Origin of the sequence: Mesorhizobium australicum, assembly GCF_900177325.1 — a bacterium.
In the GTDB taxonomy this organism is placed as follows: domain Bacteria; phylum Pseudomonadota; class Alphaproteobacteria; order Rhizobiales; family Rhizobiaceae; genus Mesorhizobium_A; species Mesorhizobium_A australicum_A.
Genome location: NZ_FXBL01000004.1, coordinates 1002351 through 1018052 on the forward strand (window position 1 = coordinate 1002351; position 15702 = coordinate 1018052).

Annotated in this window: 22 protein-coding genes; 9 read left to right on the forward strand and 13 right to left on the reverse strand. The window is 66.1% G+C overall.

Annotation, left to right across the window (positions count from 1 at the left end):
- Nucleotides 1-37: 37 nt before the first annotated feature.
- Together B9Z03_RS07255 and B9Z03_RS07260 are read right to left on the reverse strand one after the other, a co-directional pair.
- The gene (locus B9Z03_RS07255; RefSeq protein ID WP_085463590.1) at nucleotides 38-1627 is read right to left on the reverse strand and encodes a peptide chain release factor 3; all 1590 of its coding nucleotides are present in this window, start codon (nucleotides 1625-1627) and stop codon (nucleotides 38-40) included.
- A gap of 74 nt (nucleotides 1628-1701) precedes the next feature.
- A complete protein-coding gene (locus B9Z03_RS07260) occupies nucleotides 1702-1986 on the reverse strand; it encodes a hypothetical protein (RefSeq protein WP_139832193.1) in 285 nt (94 codons plus the stop codon).
- 221 nt (nucleotides 1987-2207) lie between these two features.
- Between B9Z03_RS07260 and B9Z03_RS07265 the strand changes: the two genes are divergently transcribed.
- Nucleotides 2208-3023: an isocitrate lyase/PEP mutase family protein gene (locus tag B9Z03_RS07265; protein ID WP_085463592.1), complete on the forward strand. Its 816-nt coding sequence runs from the start codon at nucleotides 2208-2210 to the stop codon at nucleotides 3021-3023.
- Nucleotides 3024-3060: 37 nt separating this feature from the next.
- Entirely contained in the window at nucleotides 3061-4212 is a 1152-nt protein-coding gene (locus B9Z03_RS07270) for an MFS transporter (RefSeq protein WP_085463593.1), read from the forward strand.
- A 30-nt stretch (nucleotides 4213-4242) separates the two neighbouring features.
- On the opposite strand, the gene B9Z03_RS07275 is transcribed toward B9Z03_RS07270, so the two are convergent.
- From B9Z03_RS07275 to B9Z03_RS07300, 6 genes are read right to left on the reverse strand one after another with little or no spacing between them, the layout of a single operon-like run.
- Nucleotides 4243-4905, reverse strand: coding sequence for a dihydrofolate reductase family protein (locus B9Z03_RS07275; protein WP_085463594.1), 663 nt, complete (start codon nucleotides 4903-4905; stop codon nucleotides 4243-4245).
- A 22-nt stretch (nucleotides 4906-4927) separates the two neighbouring features.
- Nucleotides 4928-5524, reverse strand: a complete 597-nt coding sequence (locus B9Z03_RS07280; RefSeq protein ID WP_085463595.1) for a glutathione S-transferase C-terminal domain-containing protein — start codon at nucleotides 5522-5524, stop codon at nucleotides 4928-4930.
- Nucleotides 5521-6009: an SRPBCC family protein gene (locus B9Z03_RS07285; protein WP_085463596.1), complete on the reverse strand. Its 489-nt coding sequence runs from the start codon at nucleotides 6007-6009 to the stop codon at nucleotides 5521-5523. Before B9Z03_RS07285 ends, B9Z03_RS07280 begins: the two co-directional genes overlap by 4 nt.
- A gap of 33 nt (nucleotides 6010-6042) precedes the next feature.
- Nucleotides 6043-6459, reverse strand: coding sequence for a VOC family protein (locus tag B9Z03_RS07290; protein WP_085463597.1), 417 nt, complete (start codon nucleotides 6457-6459; stop codon nucleotides 6043-6045).
- A 51-nt stretch (nucleotides 6460-6510) separates the two neighbouring features.
- Nucleotides 6511-7008, reverse strand: coding sequence for an SRPBCC family protein (locus B9Z03_RS07295; protein ID WP_085463598.1), 498 nt, complete (start codon nucleotides 7006-7008; stop codon nucleotides 6511-6513).
- Entirely contained in the window at nucleotides 6992-7342 is a 351-nt protein-coding gene (locus tag B9Z03_RS07300) for an ArsR/SmtB family transcription factor (protein ID WP_210191350.1), read from the reverse strand. The genes B9Z03_RS07295 and B9Z03_RS07300 overlap by 17 nt, the downstream gene beginning before the upstream one ends.
- Before the next feature lie 126 nt (nucleotides 7343-7468).
- Here B9Z03_RS07300 and dut point away from each other — a divergent pair, with 126 nt between their 5' ends.
- The 5 genes from dut to B9Z03_RS07325 all read left to right on the forward strand — a co-directional run bounded on the left by dut (nucleotide 7469) and on the right by B9Z03_RS07325 (nucleotide 10460).
- Complete coding sequence (dut, locus tag B9Z03_RS07305) at nucleotides 7469-7930, forward strand: dUTP diphosphatase (protein ID WP_085463599.1); 462 nt, start codon at nucleotides 7469-7471, stop codon at nucleotides 7928-7930.
- Nucleotides 7927-8577, forward strand: a complete 651-nt coding sequence (locus B9Z03_RS07310; RefSeq protein WP_085463600.1) for an HAD family hydrolase — start codon at nucleotides 7927-7929, stop codon at nucleotides 8575-8577. Before dut ends, B9Z03_RS07310 begins: the two co-directional genes overlap by 4 nt.
- A gap of 12 nt (nucleotides 8578-8589) precedes the next feature.
- Nucleotides 8590-9027 (forward strand): hypothetical protein, encoded by a 438-nt coding sequence (locus B9Z03_RS07315; protein ID WP_139832195.1) that lies wholly within the window; start codon nucleotides 8590-8592, stop codon nucleotides 9025-9027.
- Nucleotides 9028-9233: 206 nt separating this feature from the next.
- Complete coding sequence (locus tag B9Z03_RS07320) at nucleotides 9234-9980, forward strand: sulfate transporter family protein (protein ID WP_085463602.1); 747 nt, start codon at nucleotides 9234-9236, stop codon at nucleotides 9978-9980.
- A 33-nt stretch (nucleotides 9981-10013) separates the two neighbouring features.
- Nucleotides 10014-10460, forward strand: coding sequence for a DUF2214 family protein (locus B9Z03_RS07325; RefSeq protein WP_085467534.1), 447 nt, complete (start codon nucleotides 10014-10016; stop codon nucleotides 10458-10460).
- Here the strand turns inward: B9Z03_RS07325 and nth are convergent.
- On the reverse strand, nucleotides 10454-11242 hold the full coding sequence (gene nth / locus B9Z03_RS07330; RefSeq protein ID WP_085463603.1) for an endonuclease III: 789 nt from the start codon (nucleotides 11240-11242) through the stop codon (nucleotides 10454-10456). The genes B9Z03_RS07325 and nth overlap by 7 nt on opposite strands.
- 22 nt (nucleotides 11243-11264) lie before the next feature.
- On the opposite strand from nth, the gene B9Z03_RS07335 reads away from it, so the two are divergent.
- Nucleotides 11265-11756: a DUF2244 domain-containing protein gene (locus B9Z03_RS07335; protein ID WP_085463604.1), complete on the forward strand. Its 492-nt coding sequence runs from the start codon at nucleotides 11265-11267 to the stop codon at nucleotides 11754-11756.
- A 3-nt stretch (nucleotides 11757-11759) separates the two neighbouring features.
- Here B9Z03_RS07335 and B9Z03_RS30620 read toward each other — a convergent pair whose 3' ends face one another.
- Both B9Z03_RS30620 and B9Z03_RS07345 read right to left on the reverse strand, forming a co-directional pair.
- Nucleotides 11760-12071 carry a type II toxin-antitoxin system RelE/ParE family toxin gene (locus B9Z03_RS30620; RefSeq protein WP_085463605.1) on the reverse strand — a complete coding sequence of 104 codons (312 nt, stop codon included), beginning with the start codon at nucleotides 12069-12071 and terminating at the stop codon, nucleotides 11760-11762.
- Nucleotides 12068-12334, reverse strand: coding sequence for a type II toxin-antitoxin system ParD family antitoxin (locus tag B9Z03_RS07345; RefSeq protein ID WP_085463606.1), 267 nt, complete (start codon nucleotides 12332-12334; stop codon nucleotides 12068-12070). The genes B9Z03_RS30620 and B9Z03_RS07345 overlap by 4 nt, the downstream gene beginning before the upstream one ends.
- Before the next feature lie 122 nt (nucleotides 12335-12456).
- Between B9Z03_RS07345 and B9Z03_RS07350 the strand changes: the two genes are divergently transcribed.
- The gene (locus B9Z03_RS07350) at nucleotides 12457-13347 is read left to right on the forward strand and encodes a methylated-DNA--[protein]-cysteine S-methyltransferase (protein WP_085463607.1); all 891 of its coding nucleotides are present in this window, start codon (nucleotides 12457-12459) and stop codon (nucleotides 13345-13347) included.
- A gap of 17 nt (nucleotides 13348-13364) precedes the next feature.
- On the opposite strand, the gene recF is transcribed toward B9Z03_RS07350, so the two are convergent.
- Entirely contained in the window at nucleotides 13365-14519 is a 1155-nt protein-coding gene (gene recF, locus B9Z03_RS07355; protein WP_085463608.1) for a DNA replication/repair protein RecF, read from the reverse strand.
- Nucleotides 14512-15630 (reverse strand): DNA polymerase III subunit beta, encoded by a 1119-nt coding sequence (gene dnaN / locus B9Z03_RS07360; RefSeq protein WP_085463609.1) that lies wholly within the window; start codon nucleotides 15628-15630, stop codon nucleotides 14512-14514. Before dnaN ends, recF begins: the two co-directional genes overlap by 8 nt.
- Nucleotides 15631-15702 lie beyond the last annotated feature (72 nt).

The following is a 15702-nucleotide window of genomic DNA, read 5'->3' on the forward strand; positions in this document are numbered from 1 at the left end:
ATTCACCGTCGTCCGTGCAGAACGGGTATGGTGGCGCTCACGTCTCCTCGCGCACCTGATAGTCCTTGATCGCGGTGAAGGTGATCTGCTTCCAGCGGTCGGCTTCGTAGTTGAGGCCGAAGCCGTGCTGGGCGAGGAAGACCGGGTCGCCGTCGAGGTCGCGGGCGATGTCGCCGCGATGGCTGTCGATGAAGCGATCGAGTTCGGCCGGGCTGTCGGCGTCGATCCAGCGGCAGACCGTGAAGCGGGCGATCTCGAAATCGACGGGCAGGCCGTATTCGGCCGCCAGCCGCTCCTTCAGCACGTCGAGCTGCAGCGCGCCGACGACGCCGACGATGGCCGGGGAGCCGTCCTCGGGCTGGAACAGCTGCACGACGCCTTCCTCGGCCATCTGCTGCAAAGCTTCCTTGAGCTTCTTCGCCTTCATCGGGTCGCCCAGCCGCACGCGGCGCAGGATCTCGGGCGCGAAATTCGGCACGCCGCGGAACAGGATTTCCTCGCCCTCGGTCAGCGTGTCGCCGATCCTGAGCGTGCCGTGGTTGGGTATGCCCACCACGTCGCCGGCATAGGCCTCGTCGGCGGTGATGCGTGAGCGGGCAAAGAAGAACTGCGGCGCGGTCAGCGACATCTGCTTGCCGGTGCGCACGAGCTTGGCCTTCATGCCGCGCTTCAGCTCGCCCGAGCAGACGCGGACGAAGGCGATGCGGTCCCGGTGGTTGGGGTCCATGTTCGCCTGGATCTTGAAGACGAAGGCGCTCATCTCCGGCTCGGTGGCATGCACGACACGGCTGTCGGCCTCCTGGTCGCGCGGCGGCGGGGCGAAGGCGCCCAGCGCCTCGATCAGGTCTCGCACGCCGAAATTCCGCAGCGCCGAGCCGAAATAGACAGGCGTCAGGTGGCCTTCGAGGAAGGCCTGGCGGTCAAACGGCTTGCAGGCTTCGCGGGCGAGCTCCAGTTCCTCGATGAAGGCCTCCTGCTCGTTGAGCGGCAGGAGCCCGGCGACGCGGTTGGAGTCCGGACCGTTGACGGGCGTCCGCTCCATCTCGTCGTCGCCCTTGCGCACCGAATTGGTGGGCAGGTGATAGGTACCGGAGAAGGTGCGGCCCTGGCCGACCGGCCATGTCATCGGCGCGGTATCGAGGGCGAGCTTCGCCTCGATCTCGTCGAGGATCTCGAACGTATTGCGCGCCTCGCGGTCCATCTTGTTGACGAAGGTGACGATCGGGATGTCGCGCAGCCGGCAGACCTCGAACAGCTTCAGCGTCCGCGGCTCGATGCCCTTGGCGGCGTCGATGACCATGACGGCCGAGTCGACCGCCGAGAGCGTGCGGTAGGTGTCGTCGGCAAAATCCTCGTGGCCGGGCGTGTCGAGCAGGTTGAAGACGTTGTCGCCATATTCGAAGGTCATCACCGAGGTGACGACCGAGATGCCGCGCTCGCGCTCGATCTTCATCCAGTCGGAGCGGGTGTTCATCCGGTCCTTCTTGGCCTTCACCTCGCCGGCGAGCTGGATCGCGCCGCCGAACAGGAGCAGTTTCTCCGTCAGCGTCGTCTTGCCGGCGTCCGGGTGCGCGATGATCGCGAATGTGCGGCGACGCGCGACGGCGTCCTTGATCGTCTCGGTCATGGATGGAATTCCGTTCGGGGCCGGCTTCTAACAAAACGCTGCCAAGCTGTCGAGCAAGGCCGTCGCGGCCGCCTTCAGTTCGAGACCAGGGGGATGATCAGCACGACGACGAGTTCGATGAACGGGATCGCCAGGTAGATGGCCAGAAAGCCGGCAATCCACATCCCGATCTTGACCGGCCAGGACGGATGCGGAGCGGCCTTCCACGCAAACACCGCGCTCGCGACGGCAAGGCCAATCGCGGCAATGCCAATGACCGGAGATCGCGTCATCGGCAGCATCATGTCATCGAACACGAGGAAGACCGCGCCGATGATGACCAGTTGGGCCGCGAGCCCGAAGAGAAACGCACGTTTCATGCCGCCCACCCGATTTTAGATCTTTCCGGCACCGTCCGCTTTCCATAGCTGAGTTCGGAAAGAACTGCGACAGGGGGCCCCGAAATCCGAGCAGGATGCGGCCCGTCCTAGGCGTGTCCAGGCAGATTTGTCAGGAGCGTGCGGCCTGACCAAACGGGGCGGTTTACCGCCGGTGGTCGGGACCCTAGATTTGGCACGAGACGGATGCGGGGACGATTCCGATGGACGCGGACAAGGGGGCCCGGTTCCGGGCGCTGCACGAGACGACCTTCGTCATCCCCAATCCGTGGGATATCGGCACCGCGCGGCTGCTCGAATCGCTCGGCTACAGGGCGCTGGCGACGACGAGTGCCGGCTACGCCTTCTCGCGCGGACTGGCCGATGGTGCCGTCGGCTTCCAGGACATGATCGCGCATTGCAGGGAACTGGCCGCGGCCGTTGACGTCCCCGTTTCGGCGGACCTCGAGAAGGGCAAGGGCGACAGTGCGGAAAGTGCGGCCGAAACGATCTTCGCCGCGGAAGCCGCCGGTCTCGCCGGCTGTTCGATCGAAGATTCGACCGGCGACCCGAGCAGTCCGATCTACGACTTCTCGCTCGCCGTCGAGCGGGTCCAGGCGGCGGTCGAGGCAGCCCGCGCGCTGAAGCGCGATTTCGTCTTCACCGCCCGGGCCGAGAATTTCCTCTGGGGCATCAAGGACCTGGACGATACGATCCGTCGCCTGCAGGCCTTCGAGAAGGCCGGCGCCGACGTGCTCTACGCGCCCGGCCTCGCCGACGTCGAGACGGTGAAGGCGGTCTGTTCCTCGGTGTCGCGGCCGGTCAATGTGCTGGCGATTGCGGGCTTTACGGTCGATGCATTGCGCGGGGCCGGGGCAAAGCGCATTTCGGTCGGCTCGAAGCTCTCCACCGCGGCGTTCGGCGCGGTGCGGCGCGCGGCGCTCGAAATGCTGGAACAGGGCACGTTCGAATATGCCCGGGACGCCATGCCCTTCGGCGACCTCCAGAACCTCTTTGCAAAGCGCGGCAACCAGGCATAGGGCCTGTCTCGCAAGTTCTCATCGAATGGACACTCCCATGACCTCCCGTGCGGCGGCCTACGCGCTCCTTGTCGGCAATTTCCTGATCGGCATGTCCGTCGTGGCGCCGGCGGGCATGGTCGGCCCGCTGTCGGCGGACCTCGGCGTGTCGGTCACGAGCGCCGCCCTGCTTCTGACGTTCGGGGCGGTGGTGCTCTGCATCGGCTCGCCGCTTGCAGCCTGGGGCGGGGCGGCGCTGGACCGCCGGCTCCTGCTCTCCCTCTCGCTGGCCGGCCTGGCCCTCAGCCATGTGGCATCTGCGCTCGCGCCGAGCCTGAGCGGCCTCATGGCGGTTCGTATCGTCGCGATGGCGTTCGCGGCGGTCTATACGCCGCAGGCCGCCGGCGCGATCGCGATGATCGTGCCCGAGAAGGAAAGGGCGGGCGCGATCTCTTTCATTTTCGCGGGCTGGTCGCTCGCCGCGGCCGCCGGCCTCCCGATAGCGGCCTGGTTCGCCTCGGAACATGGCTGGCGCGGCGTGCATTGGGGACTTGCGGCCATCGGTCTCGTGGCGGCCGCCGGCGTGGCACTGTCGGTGCCGTCGGGACTGCGCGGCGCTGCAATGTCGCTGAAGAGCTGGGGAGGGCTGTTCTCCAACCGGCTGGTCCTCGTCCTTCTCTCGGCCACGATCCTTTCCGCCTGCGGCCAGTTCGTGGTCTTCCCCTTTTTCGGCCCGTTGCTCGGAGACCTCGCCGGCGCGACGCCATCCCAGATCGCGATCGCTTTCGCGATGTTCGGCATCGCCGGTTTCATCGGCAACATCGCGGCGTCCCGCATCGTCGGTGTGTTGGGCGGGGTCCGCACGTCGCTGCTTTTCTTCGCTATGATGACGATCGGAGCGGCCTTGTGGAGCGCGACCGTCGGATCGATCGAATTCGTCTTCGCTGCTTCGATGGTCTGGGGCGCGGGCTTCATGGCCTCGAACTCGATGCAGCAGGCACGCCTTGCCGGCGCCGCGCCGGCACTTGCGGCGGCGGCGATCGCGCTCAACTCGTCGTCTCTCTATGTCGGCCAGGCCGCCGGCTCGGCGCTCGGCGGCGTGATGTTCGACGGCGGTTTCCATCGCGCCATGGGCTGGGCTGCGACTGGAGCGATCATGCTGGCCCTGCTCATGATCTGGTGGAGCGGCCGGCTCGAGCGACGACGCTAGAAAGCGAGGCCGTCCCGCCTCACGCCGGGTTCAGCCGCCCGCCTCGATGTTCCTGCGGCGGGCGATCTCCTCCTCTCCGGGACTATCAAGGGCGAAGGAAGCGGTCGGCACCGGTCGCGACGGGCGGTAGGTCGCGATGAAGATGCCGCTTGGCGTGAGGCTGGACGCGACGACCGAATAGGCTCCCGGCCTGCTTTCGTCACTGAAGAACGTCTTTCCTTTGCCGAGCACCAGCGGGAAGGTCAGCAGCGTGATCTCATCGACCAACCTTTCCGCGAGCAGGGTCTTGAGGAGCCCGCTGCTGCCTTGCACGAGCAGGTCCGGTCCATCCGTCTGCCTGAGCCGGCGCACTTCCGTGGCAGCATCGTGGATCGCGGTCGAATTCGCCCAGGCGAGCGGTGCGTCGGACGACGTCGCCACATATTTGCGGCAGGCGTTGAACTGGCGGGCGATCGGATCGTCGTCCGGGACACGCGGCCAATGGGCGGCGAAGATCTCGTAGGTCTTGCGGCCCAGCAGCAGGTCGAAGGGCCGTTCGAAGACCCGGCCGATCGCTTCGCCAACGCCGTCGTCCCAGGTGCCCGCGACCCAACCGCCATATTCGAAGCCGCCGCTCCGGTCCTCATCCGGACCGCCGGGCGCCTGCATCACGCCATCGAGGGACACGAATGCGCTGGCGATGACCTGTCTCATCTCGTTTCCTCCTTCGTTCGGCTCAGGCCGCGATCGTCTGTACACCTTCGGCGGCGAGCGCGGCCTGGACGGCCGGTCTCGTCTCGATGCGGGCGACATAGGATGCGAAGCGGTCGGGGACGCTCATCTTCGACATGACCGCCCACCGCAGCATCACGTAAAGAAACGCATCCGCGACGGAGAAGCGATCGCCGAGCAGGTAATCGTCGCCAAGTCCTGCCGCGAGGTGGGCGAAGCGACCTTGTATCGCGCCGGTGAGGATCGGCTTGGCTTCGTCGCCCGGCAGGAAGAACAACGAAAGATACGGTTTGTGCATTTCGGTCGAGATGAACGCCAGCGCCTCGGTCTGGCGGGTCCGGGGCATCCCTTCGTCGGGCTTCAAACTGGCCGATTGCTGCGCCACCCAGTCGAGCAGCGCGACGTTCTCGGTCAGCATCGAGCCGTCGTCGAAGACGAGCGCGGGCACGTATCCCTTGGCATTGATCTCGGGGAACGGCCGGCCGCTTCTGGTGAGACGGGTCTGGACATCGACTTCCTCGATCTCGAACTCCATCCCTGCCTCCCGCATCGCGATGTGGGTGGCGAGCGAGCAGCCGTCGGCGAAGTAGTAGAGCTTCACGATACCGTCTCCAGATGCTCGGCAAGCTTGTCGAGCGATTCTGTCCAGCCTGCCTCATGGCCGTCACGGACTGCCGCGTTGCGAAAGTTGCCCTGGTGCAGAGTCAGCCTGGTCCTGCCGTCCAGCGTGTCCTCGAAGCGTACGGTGACGGTCGTCAGCGGGCTGAGGCCGCCATTGCCTTCCCAACCGTCCTCCTCCCACTGGTGGGTGAAGGAGATGCGCTCGATGGGCGAGACGTCGACATAGGTGCCGCGCATGACGTGGCGCTGTCCGTCTGCGCGCTGCATCACCACCCGGAACGATCCGCCGGTGGCGGCCGTGCCGCCCGTGGCCTCAGGGATGGTCATGCCGCGCGGGCAACTCCACACCCTCATGTGGTCCGGGTCCGTCCACATCCGGAACACCAGCGCGCGCGGCGCGTCGTAGATGCGGGTGATCGTCAGTTCGTGGCCCGCATCGGGCTCGATCCGTCGTGCAAGCGGCATCGCTCTTCTCCTCGGTTCGGGTTTCGCCGGCAATCACTCGGCCGGCGCCGGATCGACGCTCACCATCCACGGGATGTTGAACCTGTCGACGCAGGCGCCGAAGCGCTCCGCCCAGAAGGTTTTCTCCAGCGGCATCTGCACCTCGCCGCCTTCCGACAGCGCCGCGAAGAGCCGCTCCGCCTCGGTGACGTTCGGCGCGGTCAGGTGGATGTTGTAGCCTTCCGGCTTCTTGTACCAGTCCTTCGGCATATCCGACGCCATCACCAGCACGTCACCGATCTTCAGCGAGGCATGCATGACGTTGTCGGCGCGCGCCGGGTCGTATTGCTGGCCGGGAGGGGCGTCCTTGTTGGTGATGATGTCCTGCACGGTGCCGATGCCGAGCTTCTCGTAGAAGGCGAAGGCCTCGCGGCAGTTGCTGTCGAAGAAGATGTAGGTGTTGGCTTTCATGCTGGTTCTCCTCCTGCCCGGATGATGCGGCTGGGAATGCGTGGTTGCGGTTCAGATCGCTTTCAGGATGGCGGCCAGCCGCTCGAGGCTCTGGCTCCAGCCTTCTTCCATGCCGCCGACATGCGGCAGCATGAACGGCGCGGCGTGGACCATCTTCGAATGCAGCGTCATCTCGGTGCGCGCGCCGCGCTCGACGAGCGTGACGGTGTGCACGTTCTCGATGATGGTCGCCCCGTCCTCGCTGGACAGACTGGTCACGAAGACGATGCGGGTCGGCTCCTCGATCTCGACGAAGTGGCCGCCCATCGGCTGGATCGAGCCGTCCGGCGCCTGCATGTGGACGTGGAACCGGCCGCCGGGACGCGGCTCTATGGCCGTGAAGGGATTGGAGAAGCCGTGCGGGCCCCACCACGCCGCGACATGGGCCGGGTCGGTCCAGGCCTTGAAGACGAGGGCGATCGGCGCGTCGAAAACGCGCCTGAAGGTGAGGTCGGGCAGTTGCATGGGCGCGGCACCGCCGGCGCCGGTGACATCAATGTTTGCTTCCATCGGGATCTCCTGCCTGCAGCTGGGTGAGATAGGCGTCGAGGCGGTCGAGGCTCTCCTCCCAGAACCGCCTGTAATGGTCGATCCAGCCGGCCGCGTCCCTCAGCGGGGCGGGATCAAGCTTCACCGGCCGCCACTGCGCCGAGCGGCCCCTTCTGACGAGGCCTGCCCGCTCCAGCACTTTGAGATGTTTGGAGACGGCCGGCAGGCTCATCGAGAACGGTTCCGCGATCTCCGTCACCGACGCTTCGCCACGCGCCAGCCGGGCGAGGATCGCTCGGCGCGTCGGATCGGCGAGCGCGGCGAAGGTGGCGGAGAGGTGGTCGGTTTCGGGCACGTATTTAGCCGATCGGTTAATTAGCTTTACGGTTAAATAACGCGGACGAATTTGAGAGTCAACAGTTGTCCGGAAATGCGCGGGAGCGATTGACGGAGGCGCGCGCGTGCAGGATAGACGGGCATCATGTCCAGCGCTCCCGCCCTCCCGATCGTTCGCCTCCCACACTCGGCCGGCCTCGACCTGCCGGCCTATGAGACCGAGGGCGCGGCGGGAATGGACCTGCGCGCCGCCGTGGCCGCGGACCGGCCGCTGATACTGCTGCCCGGCCGGCGCGCGCTGGTGCCGACAGGACTGGTCTTCGAGCTGCCGGACGGCTATGAGGGACAGGTGCGGCCGCGCTCGGGCCTCGCCTTCAAGCACGGCGTCACCTGCCTCAACACGCCCGGCACGATCGACAGCGACTATCGCGGCGAGGTGAAGGTGCTGCTGGTCAATCTCGGCGACGAGGAGTTCGAGGTGACGCGCGGCATGCGCATCGCGCAGCTGGTCGTGGCGCCGGTCACGCGCATGCGTGTGGAGGAGCACAGCCTGGCCGGCGAGACCGCGCGCGGGGCAGGCGGTTTCGGATCGACCGGAACCTCGTGACGCCCGGCCTCGTCATCTTCGACTGCGACGGCGTGCTGGTCGATTCCGAACGGCTCGGCAACCAGCGGCTCGCGCAGGTGCTGACCGAGGCGGGCTTTCCGATCTCCTATGAAGACTGCCGTCGCACCTTCGTCGGCAAGCCGATGGCGGCGGTGCAGGCGCATGTCGAGGCGACGGGCGTCATGCTCGGCGCGGACTTCGTGCAGCGCTGGAACGACGGCCTGCCGGACGTGTTCAGGAACGGGCTCGACCCGATCCCCCATGTCGGCGAAGCGGTCGCGGCGATCGCGGCGGCCGGACTTCCCTTCTGCGTCGCTTCGTCCGGGCAGCTGACGAAGATGCGGCTGACGCTCGGCCTGACCGGGCTGCTGTCCTATTTCGAGCAGTCGCTGTTCAGCGTCAGCATGGTCTCGCGCGGAAAACCCTTTCCCGACCTTTTCCTGCATGCGGCACAGGCAATGGGCCATACGCCGGAGGCCTGCGTTGTCGTGGAGGATTCCGTCGCCGGCGTGACGGCGGCGCGGGCGGCGGGCATGCGGGCGCTGGCCTATGCGGGCGATCCGGAGGCTGAACGCGAGGGGCTGGCCGCAGCGGGCGGCGAACTGTTCGACGACATGCGGGACCTTCCGCGGCTGATCGGGCTGTGATTGGATGGCGGAATGTCTTCCGACGATCCGTCCGTTCCTCCTCAATCCACCGCCGAATGGGCAAAGCGGGTAAGCTCTCTAGCCGACGTGTTGCGAACAATGAGCTCAGAGGCATTTTTTGACGAGAGCACGCTCTGCTACCATTCTTCCTTGGACCGCTTTTCTAGCCTTCTCTTAACAGTGATACCGTTTCAGAAATTCGAGGACTTTCGTCCGGCCTTGAGCAGGTTTCTGGACAACAATCCCGGTACGAAAGCCTGGCTCCCCGACACGCCGAATCGGATCGGTGAGATTGATCTGGCAGAGCTGTATTTCAGGCTTCTAGAGAATTGGGGCGGTGAACGGTGGGCAGACGGCGCTCTAGTAGAACCTTTCGAAAACGGCAGCCTCGTAGCCGCACTCGACAGGTTGGCCGAGGAAGTTGATCGACTCTTCCTAGCCCCAAGATAGCCGCTGCGGCGAAACCATATCTCCGTTCCGGCGTTCAAGCTGCACCAGCCACGGGTTCGGCCGCCGAGTTGCGGATCAGTCTCGCGGCCGGACAGGGCGGCGCCGGCGCCTTCCATGGCAGCCGCGCCGCCCTTGCCATGCCCGACACTCCTTCTTATGTCGATCGCGCATCCGGTCGGGACGCACCAGGGTGAAGGAGATCGACAATGATCGTCGAAGCTGCGCAGGCCGCCGCGAGCCGCATCTTCTCGCGGCCGTTCCGGTCGGTCCTGCTGAAGTCGATCGGCCTCACCCTGCTGATCCTCGTCGGCCTCTGGTTCGGGCTGCAAAGTCTCTTCGATGCGCTCGCAATGCCGTGGATCGACGCGCTGCTGCCCGGCTTTCCGGCCTGGGCGGGGTGGCTGAGCCTGATCGCGGCGATCGCGGCCGGCATCGGCCTTGCCATTGCGCTTGCCTTGCTGATCGCCCCGGTGACGGCGCTGGTGGCGGGGCTGTTCCTCGACGACATCGCCGAGGTTGTGGAGCGGGAGGACTTTCCGGACGACCCGCCCGGCACCGCGGTGCCACCGCTGCGCTCGCTCGTGCTGTCGCTGAAATTCGTCGGCATCGTCATCCTTGGCAACATCGTGGCGCTGTTCCTCCTGCTGATCCCGGGCGTGAATATCGCCGCCTTCTTCGTGGTGAACGGCTATCTGCTCGGGCGCGAATATTTCGAGTTCGCCGCGATGCGGTTCCGGCCGGAGGCGGAGGCCAAGGCGCTGCGCAGCCGCAATGGCGGCACGATCTTTCTCGCCGGCTTGGTCATTGCCGGTTTCCTCGCCATTCCACTGCTCAACCTCGCCACGCCGCTCTTCGCGGCCGCGATGATGGTGCGTCTCCACAAGGCGATCTCCGCCCGCGAGGACCGCAGAGGCTTTTCCGGTCGACAAGCGGCGCGTGATATGGGAGTGTAACTTTACACTGTAAACATTCGGATGCCAGCCATGATGACCGACTTCGTCCTAGCCTCGCTCCACCACGTGCTGATCTTCCTTTTGATGGCAGCACTTGCCGCGGAACTGGTGATGGTGCGACCCGGTCTCGCGGGTGCGCTCGTCGGCCGCATCAGCCGCGTCGACGGCGTCTACGGCGCCCTGTCGCTGGCGGTCCTCGTCGTCGGCGTGTCGCGGCTGATCTGGGGCGCGAAGGGCTGGGAAGCCTATTCGGGCAATGTCTGGTTCTGGCACAAGATGGCGGCCTTCCTCCTGGTCGGCCTCCTGTCCATCGCGCCGACGATCCGCTTCACGCGCTGGCGCAAGGAAGCGGCGGCCAACCCGAACTATGTCGTGCCCGACATGGAAGTGCGCGGTGTCCGCCGCTTCATGCATGCCGAGGCGGCGATCTTCCTGCTGATCCCGATCTTCGCAGCGGCCATGGCCCGCTACGGCTACTGATCGAGGTTCGGCGCCTCGTCCAGCTCGTCGAGCGGCACCAGAGGCGCCGGAATGTCGGTGGTCTTCTCCGGCGACTTGCAGATGTCGGCGATCACGCAGCGCCAGCACTCTGGCTTGCGCGCCTTGCAGACATAGCGGCCGTGCAGGATCAGCCAGTGGTGGGCGTGGCGCATGTATTCGGGCGGGATGATCCGCACCAGCGTGTCTTCCACCTCCTCCGGCGTCTTGCCCGGCGCGAGCTTCAACCGGTTGCCGATCCGGAAGATGTGTGTGTCCACCGCCATGGTCGGCTGGCCGAAGGCCATGTTCAGCACGACGTTCGCGGTCTTGCGGCCGACGCCCGGCAGCTTCGTCAGCTCGTCGCGGTCTCCCGGCACCTCGCCGCCATGGTCGCGGATCAGCGCCTGCGACAGGGCGATGACGTTCTTGGCCTTGTTGCGCCATAGGCCGATGGTGCGGATGTAGGTGCCGACCTTTTCCTCGCCGAGATCGAGCATCTTCTGCGGCGTGTCGGCGACGGCGAACAGCGCCCGCGTCGCCTTGTTCACGCCCGCGTCCGTGGCCTGGGCGGACAGCACGACCGCCACCAAAAGCGTGAAGGCGTTGACGTGCTCCAGCTCGCCTTTGGGCTCGGGCCTCTGGATGGAGAAGCGACGGAAGATCTCGCCGATCTCGGCGCGCGAATAGGCGGAACGGGCCGCCGGCCTGCGCTTGGTCCGCGCTCCCGCGGATGTGACCTTCGCGGCCGGCCCGGCAGCGATTTTCGACTTCAGTTTTGCCATCGTCCTCCTATAGTTGGAGCCGATGAGCGAGACAAACGCCCGCGACCCAGACGAACCGTTCTTTCGTGCGCTGCTGACGCCGCACCGCTCGCTTGGCCGAACGGGATTCATGGTGCTGATGGGGGCGCTGCTGGCCGGCTGGGCCTTCACCGGCGTCATCTTCCTGTCGAAAGGCGCCTGGCCGGTGTTCGGCTTCTTCGGGCTCGACGTGCTCCTGGTCTACATCGCCTTCCGCGCAAACTATCGCGCGGCGCGTGCGCGCGAGGTCGTCTCGGTCTCGCGCACCGCGCTCGACATCCTCCAGGTCGCCCCATCGGGCAAGACGCGAGAGCACCACTTCAACCCGTTCTGGGCGCGCTTCTCGGTCGCGCGGCACGACGAGATCGGAATTACCTCGATGACCGTGGAAGGACAGGGAAAGCAGGTTGCCATCGGGACGTTTCTCAATCCGGACGACCGCGACAGCTTCGCCAAGGCCTTCGGGAGCGCGCTGGCTACGGCGAAGGCGGGGTAGGTGTCAGGTCTCATCAGGAATGTCTTTGCTGGAGTAGTCCCTGCCAGCCGGAAAAACGCGAGCGATTTGAACGCCTATATCGTCGATCCGGTAGACGATCGTTGCCCTGCCTTCGAATGGCAACGTCCGAATTCCATATCCCAAGTCATCCCGCGGTTGACCGCGACGAGACATGAATTCGAGCTTCTCGCAGGCAACCCGGATGCGTCGAACATAGGCGACGGCGACAGCGGGGCTCGCATGATCCGCTATGTAGAGATAGAGTTCACGCAGGTCGACCCTAGCAGCGGGACGAAAGCGAACCCTACGGCTCATCGACCGGCTTTCATGCGTTCCTTGTGCATGTCTTCGATTTCAGCAAAGACCTCCTCAGCCGGAACATCCGGCCTCGGATCGTCGAGCGATTCCTGAATCAATCGGCGCCAGACTTCGTTTCGCGCCTTTTCTTCCCGTTCAAGCGCGCGCAAGCCGGCGCGCACGACTTCGCTGGCGGACTCATACTCGCCGGACGCCAGCCGGTCGTCGACAATGGCCTGCTGCTTGCCGAGTGTGACGGTGATGGGCTTGCTGGTGCGCATGATAAGCTCCCTATGTGACAGTGTCATACGATTTTGCGTGGGGATTGAGAAGTCCGCATGGCAAGTTTCGGGTGGGAAACGCCCGTAAGAGGGCCGATATTGGCGTTCAAGGAGATATTGCCATGAACGCTCAGACAGCCATTCTCACGAAAGACATCACTCCGCTCGCCACCTCCGCCGAGGGCGGGGACTATGACAAGGTACGCCGGGTGATCGAGAAGATCAGCCTCGACTATCGCGACCAGCCCTCGCTGGAGACGCTGGCCGAAGCGGTGGGCGAGACGCCGACGGGACTGCAGAAGCTTTTCACCCGCTGGGCGGGGCTGAGCCCCAAGGCCTTTCTGCAAGCGGTGACGCTCGACCATGCGCGCCGGCTGCTCGCCGAGGGCATGCCGCTGCTGGAAGCCTCGCTCGAGGTCGGCATGTCGGGGCCCGGCCGGCTGCACGACCTGTTCGTGACGCATGAGGCCATGTCACCCGGCGAGCACAAGTCGCGCGGCGAGGGGCTGGTGATCCGCTATGGCTGGCACATCTCGCCCTTCGGCAGGGCGCTGGTCATGGTCACCGACCGCGGGCTTGCCGGCCTGTCGTTCAACGACCCGGGCGAGGACCGCGCGGCCTTCGCCGACATGTCCGGGCGCTGGCCGAACGCGACCTATGTCGAGGACATGGCGGCGACCGCGCCCTATGCGGCGAGGATCTTCGATCCGGCGCGCTGGCGCCGTGACGAGCCGTTGCGCGTGGTGCTGATCGGCACCGATTTCCAGGTCCGCGTCTGGGAGGCGCTCTTGAAGATCCCGCTCGGCTGCGCCCGCACCTATTCGTCGATCGCCGAGGAAATCGGCAAGCCGAGCGCCAGCCGCGCGGTCGGGGCGGCGGTGGGTGCCAATCCCGTCTCCTTCGTGGTGCCGTGCCACCGCGCACTCGGCAAGTCCGGCGCGCTGACGGGCTATCACTGGGGCCTGACCCGCAAGCGGGCGATCCTCGGCTGGGAGGCTGGAAAGGCCGCCTGACCAGCATCGGTCCCGCCTCAGGCCGGACTGACCGTCCCGTTGGCGACGGTGAGGAACTGCGCCTCGTGCGCGATACTGGCGAACAGGGCGGCGTCGGTTCCCGTCATCAGGGTCTGGCCGCCCGTCTCCTTGAGGATGGAAAAGAGGGCGGCGCGGCGGCCCTCGTCCAGATGCGCGGCGATCTCGTCGAGCAGCAGGATCGGCGTCATGCCCGACACTTCCGCCGTCAGCCGCGCATGCGCCAGCGTCATGCCGACGAGCAGCGCCTTCTGTTCCCCTGTCGAGCAGAATTCCGCCGCCATGTCTTTCGGCCTGTGACGCACCAGCAGGTCGGAGCGATGCGGACCGCTGAGCGTGCGTCCCGCCGCGCGGTCGCGGGGGCGTTCGGACGCAAGCCGCTCGATGAAGTATTCCTCGATATCGACCGCCGGCCGGGCACCGACCATGCGCTCCAGGTCTCCCTTAAGCGCTATATCCGATTTTGGGAACGGGCCGCCCTCCGGCTGCTTCTCGATCATCGCGCGCATCAGCTGCAACAGCTCCATGCGCGCCGCGGCGATGGCGACGCCGGTCTCCGCCATCTGCGCCTCGATGGCCTCGAGCCAGCGGACGTCGCGCGAATCCTCCGAGATGAGCCGGTTGCGCCCCCGCATCGCCTTTTCATAGTCGAGTGCGCGCCGGCCGTGCGCGGGATCGATCGCGAGCACCAGCCGGTCGAGATAGCGGCGACGGTCGCCCGCCGGGCCGGTGAAGAGCGCGTCCATGGCGGGCGTGAGCCATGCGACGCGCAGCCGCTCCATCATCTCGTCGGCCGTGGCGTTGGCGCCGTTGATGCGCACCCTGCGGCCGTTCTCGCCTTCGCCGCCGGCGGTTCCCGACGTGCCGGTGCCGATCTCGGTCTCGCCGTCAGGGTTCTCGACCGTGGCGTGGATGGCGAAGCCGGTGGTGCCGGCCTTGCCCTGCATGTCGGAATAGGCCGCGCGCCGCAGGCCGCGCCCGGGCGTCAGAAGCGACACGGCTTCGAGCAGGTTGGTCTTGCCGGCGCCGTTCTCGCCGGCGAGCACGACGAGGCCAGGCTCCAGCGCGATGTCCGCCGAGGCGTAGTTGCGGAAATTGGCGAGCTTTAACCGCGAGACCGCGACCGGGTCGGGCTCTCTGGCGAGGTCAGACACGCATCGGCATCAGCACGTAGAGCGCGTGCTCGTCGCTGGTGTCCTGGATCAGCGTCGGCGAGCCCGCGTCGGCCAGAAGGAAGCGCGCATCGCTGCCGGTGAGCTGGGCCGCCACGTCGAGCAGGTAACGCGCGTTGAAGCCGATCTCCATCGGATCGGCCTCGTAGTCGGCCGGAATCTCCTCGGTGGCGCTGCCGGAATCCGGATTGTTGACGGTAAGCGTCACCTGGCCGTCTCCGATGACCATCTTCACCGCGCGTCCGCGCTCGGACGAGATGGTCGAGACGCGGTCGACGGCCTGCGAGAAGGTCTGCCGGTCGATGATCAGCTTCTTGTCGTTGCCGGTCGGGATGACGCGCTGGTAGTCGGGGAAGGTGCCGTCGATCAGCTTCGAGGTCAGCACCACGCTGCCGATGGTGAAACGGATCTTGGTGTCGGAGAGCTCGACCGTCACCGCGATGTCCGGATTGTCGACGAGCTTCTGCAGCTCCGCCACCGTCTTGCGCGGCACGATGATGCCCGGCATCCCTTCCGAGCCTGCCGGCGCCTCCGTGTCTGCGCGGGCGAGGCGGTGGCCGTCGGTCGCCACCGAGCGAAGGCTGAGCTGCCCGCCGGACTCGATCGTGTGCAGGTAGATACCGTTGAGGTAGTAGCGCGTCTCCTCGGTCGAGATCGCGAACTGCGTCTTGTCGATCAGGTGCTTGAGCACCGCGGAATCGATGCGGAAGATGTGCGAGAACGAGCCGGCGGAGAGCTCCGGGAAGTCCGACTGCGGCAGGCACTGGAGCCGGAAGCTCGCACGGCCCGAGATCACCGTCATCGAGTTGCCGTCGTCGGCCGTCTTCAGCATCACTTCCGCGCCGTCGGGCAGCTTGCGGACGATGTCGTAGAGCAGGTGCGCCGGAACGGTCGTGGCGCCCGTGCGCTCCACCACGGCGGGGGTCGCCTCGGTCATTTCGAGATCGAGGTCGGTCGCCTTCATCTCGAGGCTCGCGCCCGAGGCTTTCAGGAGCACGTTCGACAAGATCGGGATCGTGTTGCGCCGCTCGACGACCCGGTGAACGTGGTTCAGCGACTTCAGGAGGTTCGAACGCTCGAGAGTAACACGCATGACGACCGGGTCTCGCTCAAGTGTAACTGCCATACGCGGGCGAAACACACCCGCGCGGGCACGCCCGGAATG

Excerpts from the sequence above, each read along its gene's own strand:
- B9Z03_RS07270 (WP_085463593.1), top strand. The coding sequence starts at position 3,061 with ATGACCTCCCGTGCGGCGGCCTACGCGCTCCTTGTCGGCAATTTCCTG.
- dnaN (WP_085463609.1), bottom strand. The coding sequence starts at position 15,630 with ATGCGTGTTACTCTCGAGCGTTCGAACCTCCTGAAGTCGCTGAACCAC.
- B9Z03_RS07295 (WP_085463598.1), bottom strand. The coding sequence starts at position 7,008 with ATGGAAGCAAACATTGATGTCACCGGCGCCGGCGGTGCCGCGCCCATG.
- B9Z03_RS07345 (WP_085463606.1), bottom strand. The coding sequence starts at position 12,334 with ATGCGCACCAGCAAGCCCATCACCGTCACACTCGGCAAGCAGCAGGCC.
- B9Z03_RS07255 (WP_085463590.1), bottom strand. The coding sequence starts at position 1,627 with ATGACCGAGACGATCAAGGACGCCGTCGCGCGTCGCCGCACATTCGCG.
- B9Z03_RS07285 (WP_085463596.1), bottom strand. The coding sequence starts at position 6,009 with ATGCCGCTTGCACGACGGATCGAGCCCGATGCGGGCCACGAACTGACG.
- nth (WP_085463603.1), bottom strand. The coding sequence starts at position 11,242 with ATGGCAAAACTGAAGTCGAAAATCGCTGCCGGGCCGGCCGCGAAGGTC.
- B9Z03_RS07265 (WP_085463592.1), top strand. The coding sequence starts at position 2,208 with ATGGACGCGGACAAGGGGGCCCGGTTCCGGGCGCTGCACGAGACGACC.
- B9Z03_RS07325 (WP_085467534.1), top strand. The coding sequence starts at position 10,014 with ATGACCGACTTCGTCCTAGCCTCGCTCCACCACGTGCTGATCTTCCTT.
- B9Z03_RS07315 (WP_139832195.1), top strand. The coding sequence starts at position 8,590 with ATGTCTTCCGACGATCCGTCCGTTCCTCCTCAATCCACCGCCGAATGG.
- B9Z03_RS30620 (WP_085463605.1), bottom strand. The coding sequence starts at position 12,071 with ATGAGCCGTAGGGTTCGCTTTCGTCCCGCTGCTAGGGTCGACCTGCGT.
- B9Z03_RS07290 (WP_085463597.1), bottom strand. The coding sequence starts at position 6,459 with ATGAAAGCCAACACCTACATCTTCTTCGACAGCAACTGCCGCGAGGCC.
- dut (WP_085463599.1), top strand. The coding sequence starts at position 7,469 with ATGTCCAGCGCTCCCGCCCTCCCGATCGTTCGCCTCCCACACTCGGCC.
- B9Z03_RS07350 (WP_085463607.1), top strand. The coding sequence starts at position 12,457 with ATGAACGCTCAGACAGCCATTCTCACGAAAGACATCACTCCGCTCGCC.
- B9Z03_RS07335 (WP_085463604.1), top strand. The coding sequence starts at position 11,265 with ATGAGCGAGACAAACGCCCGCGACCCAGACGAACCGTTCTTTCGTGCG.
- B9Z03_RS07275 (WP_085463594.1), bottom strand. The coding sequence starts at position 4,905 with ATGAGACAGGTCATCGCCAGCGCATTCGTGTCCCTCGATGGCGTGATG.
- B9Z03_RS07260 (WP_139832193.1), bottom strand. The coding sequence starts at position 1,986 with ATGAAACGTGCGTTTCTCTTCGGGCTCGCGGCCCAACTGGTCATCATC.
- B9Z03_RS07320 (WP_085463602.1), top strand. The coding sequence starts at position 9,234 with ATGATCGTCGAAGCTGCGCAGGCCGCCGCGAGCCGCATCTTCTCGCGG.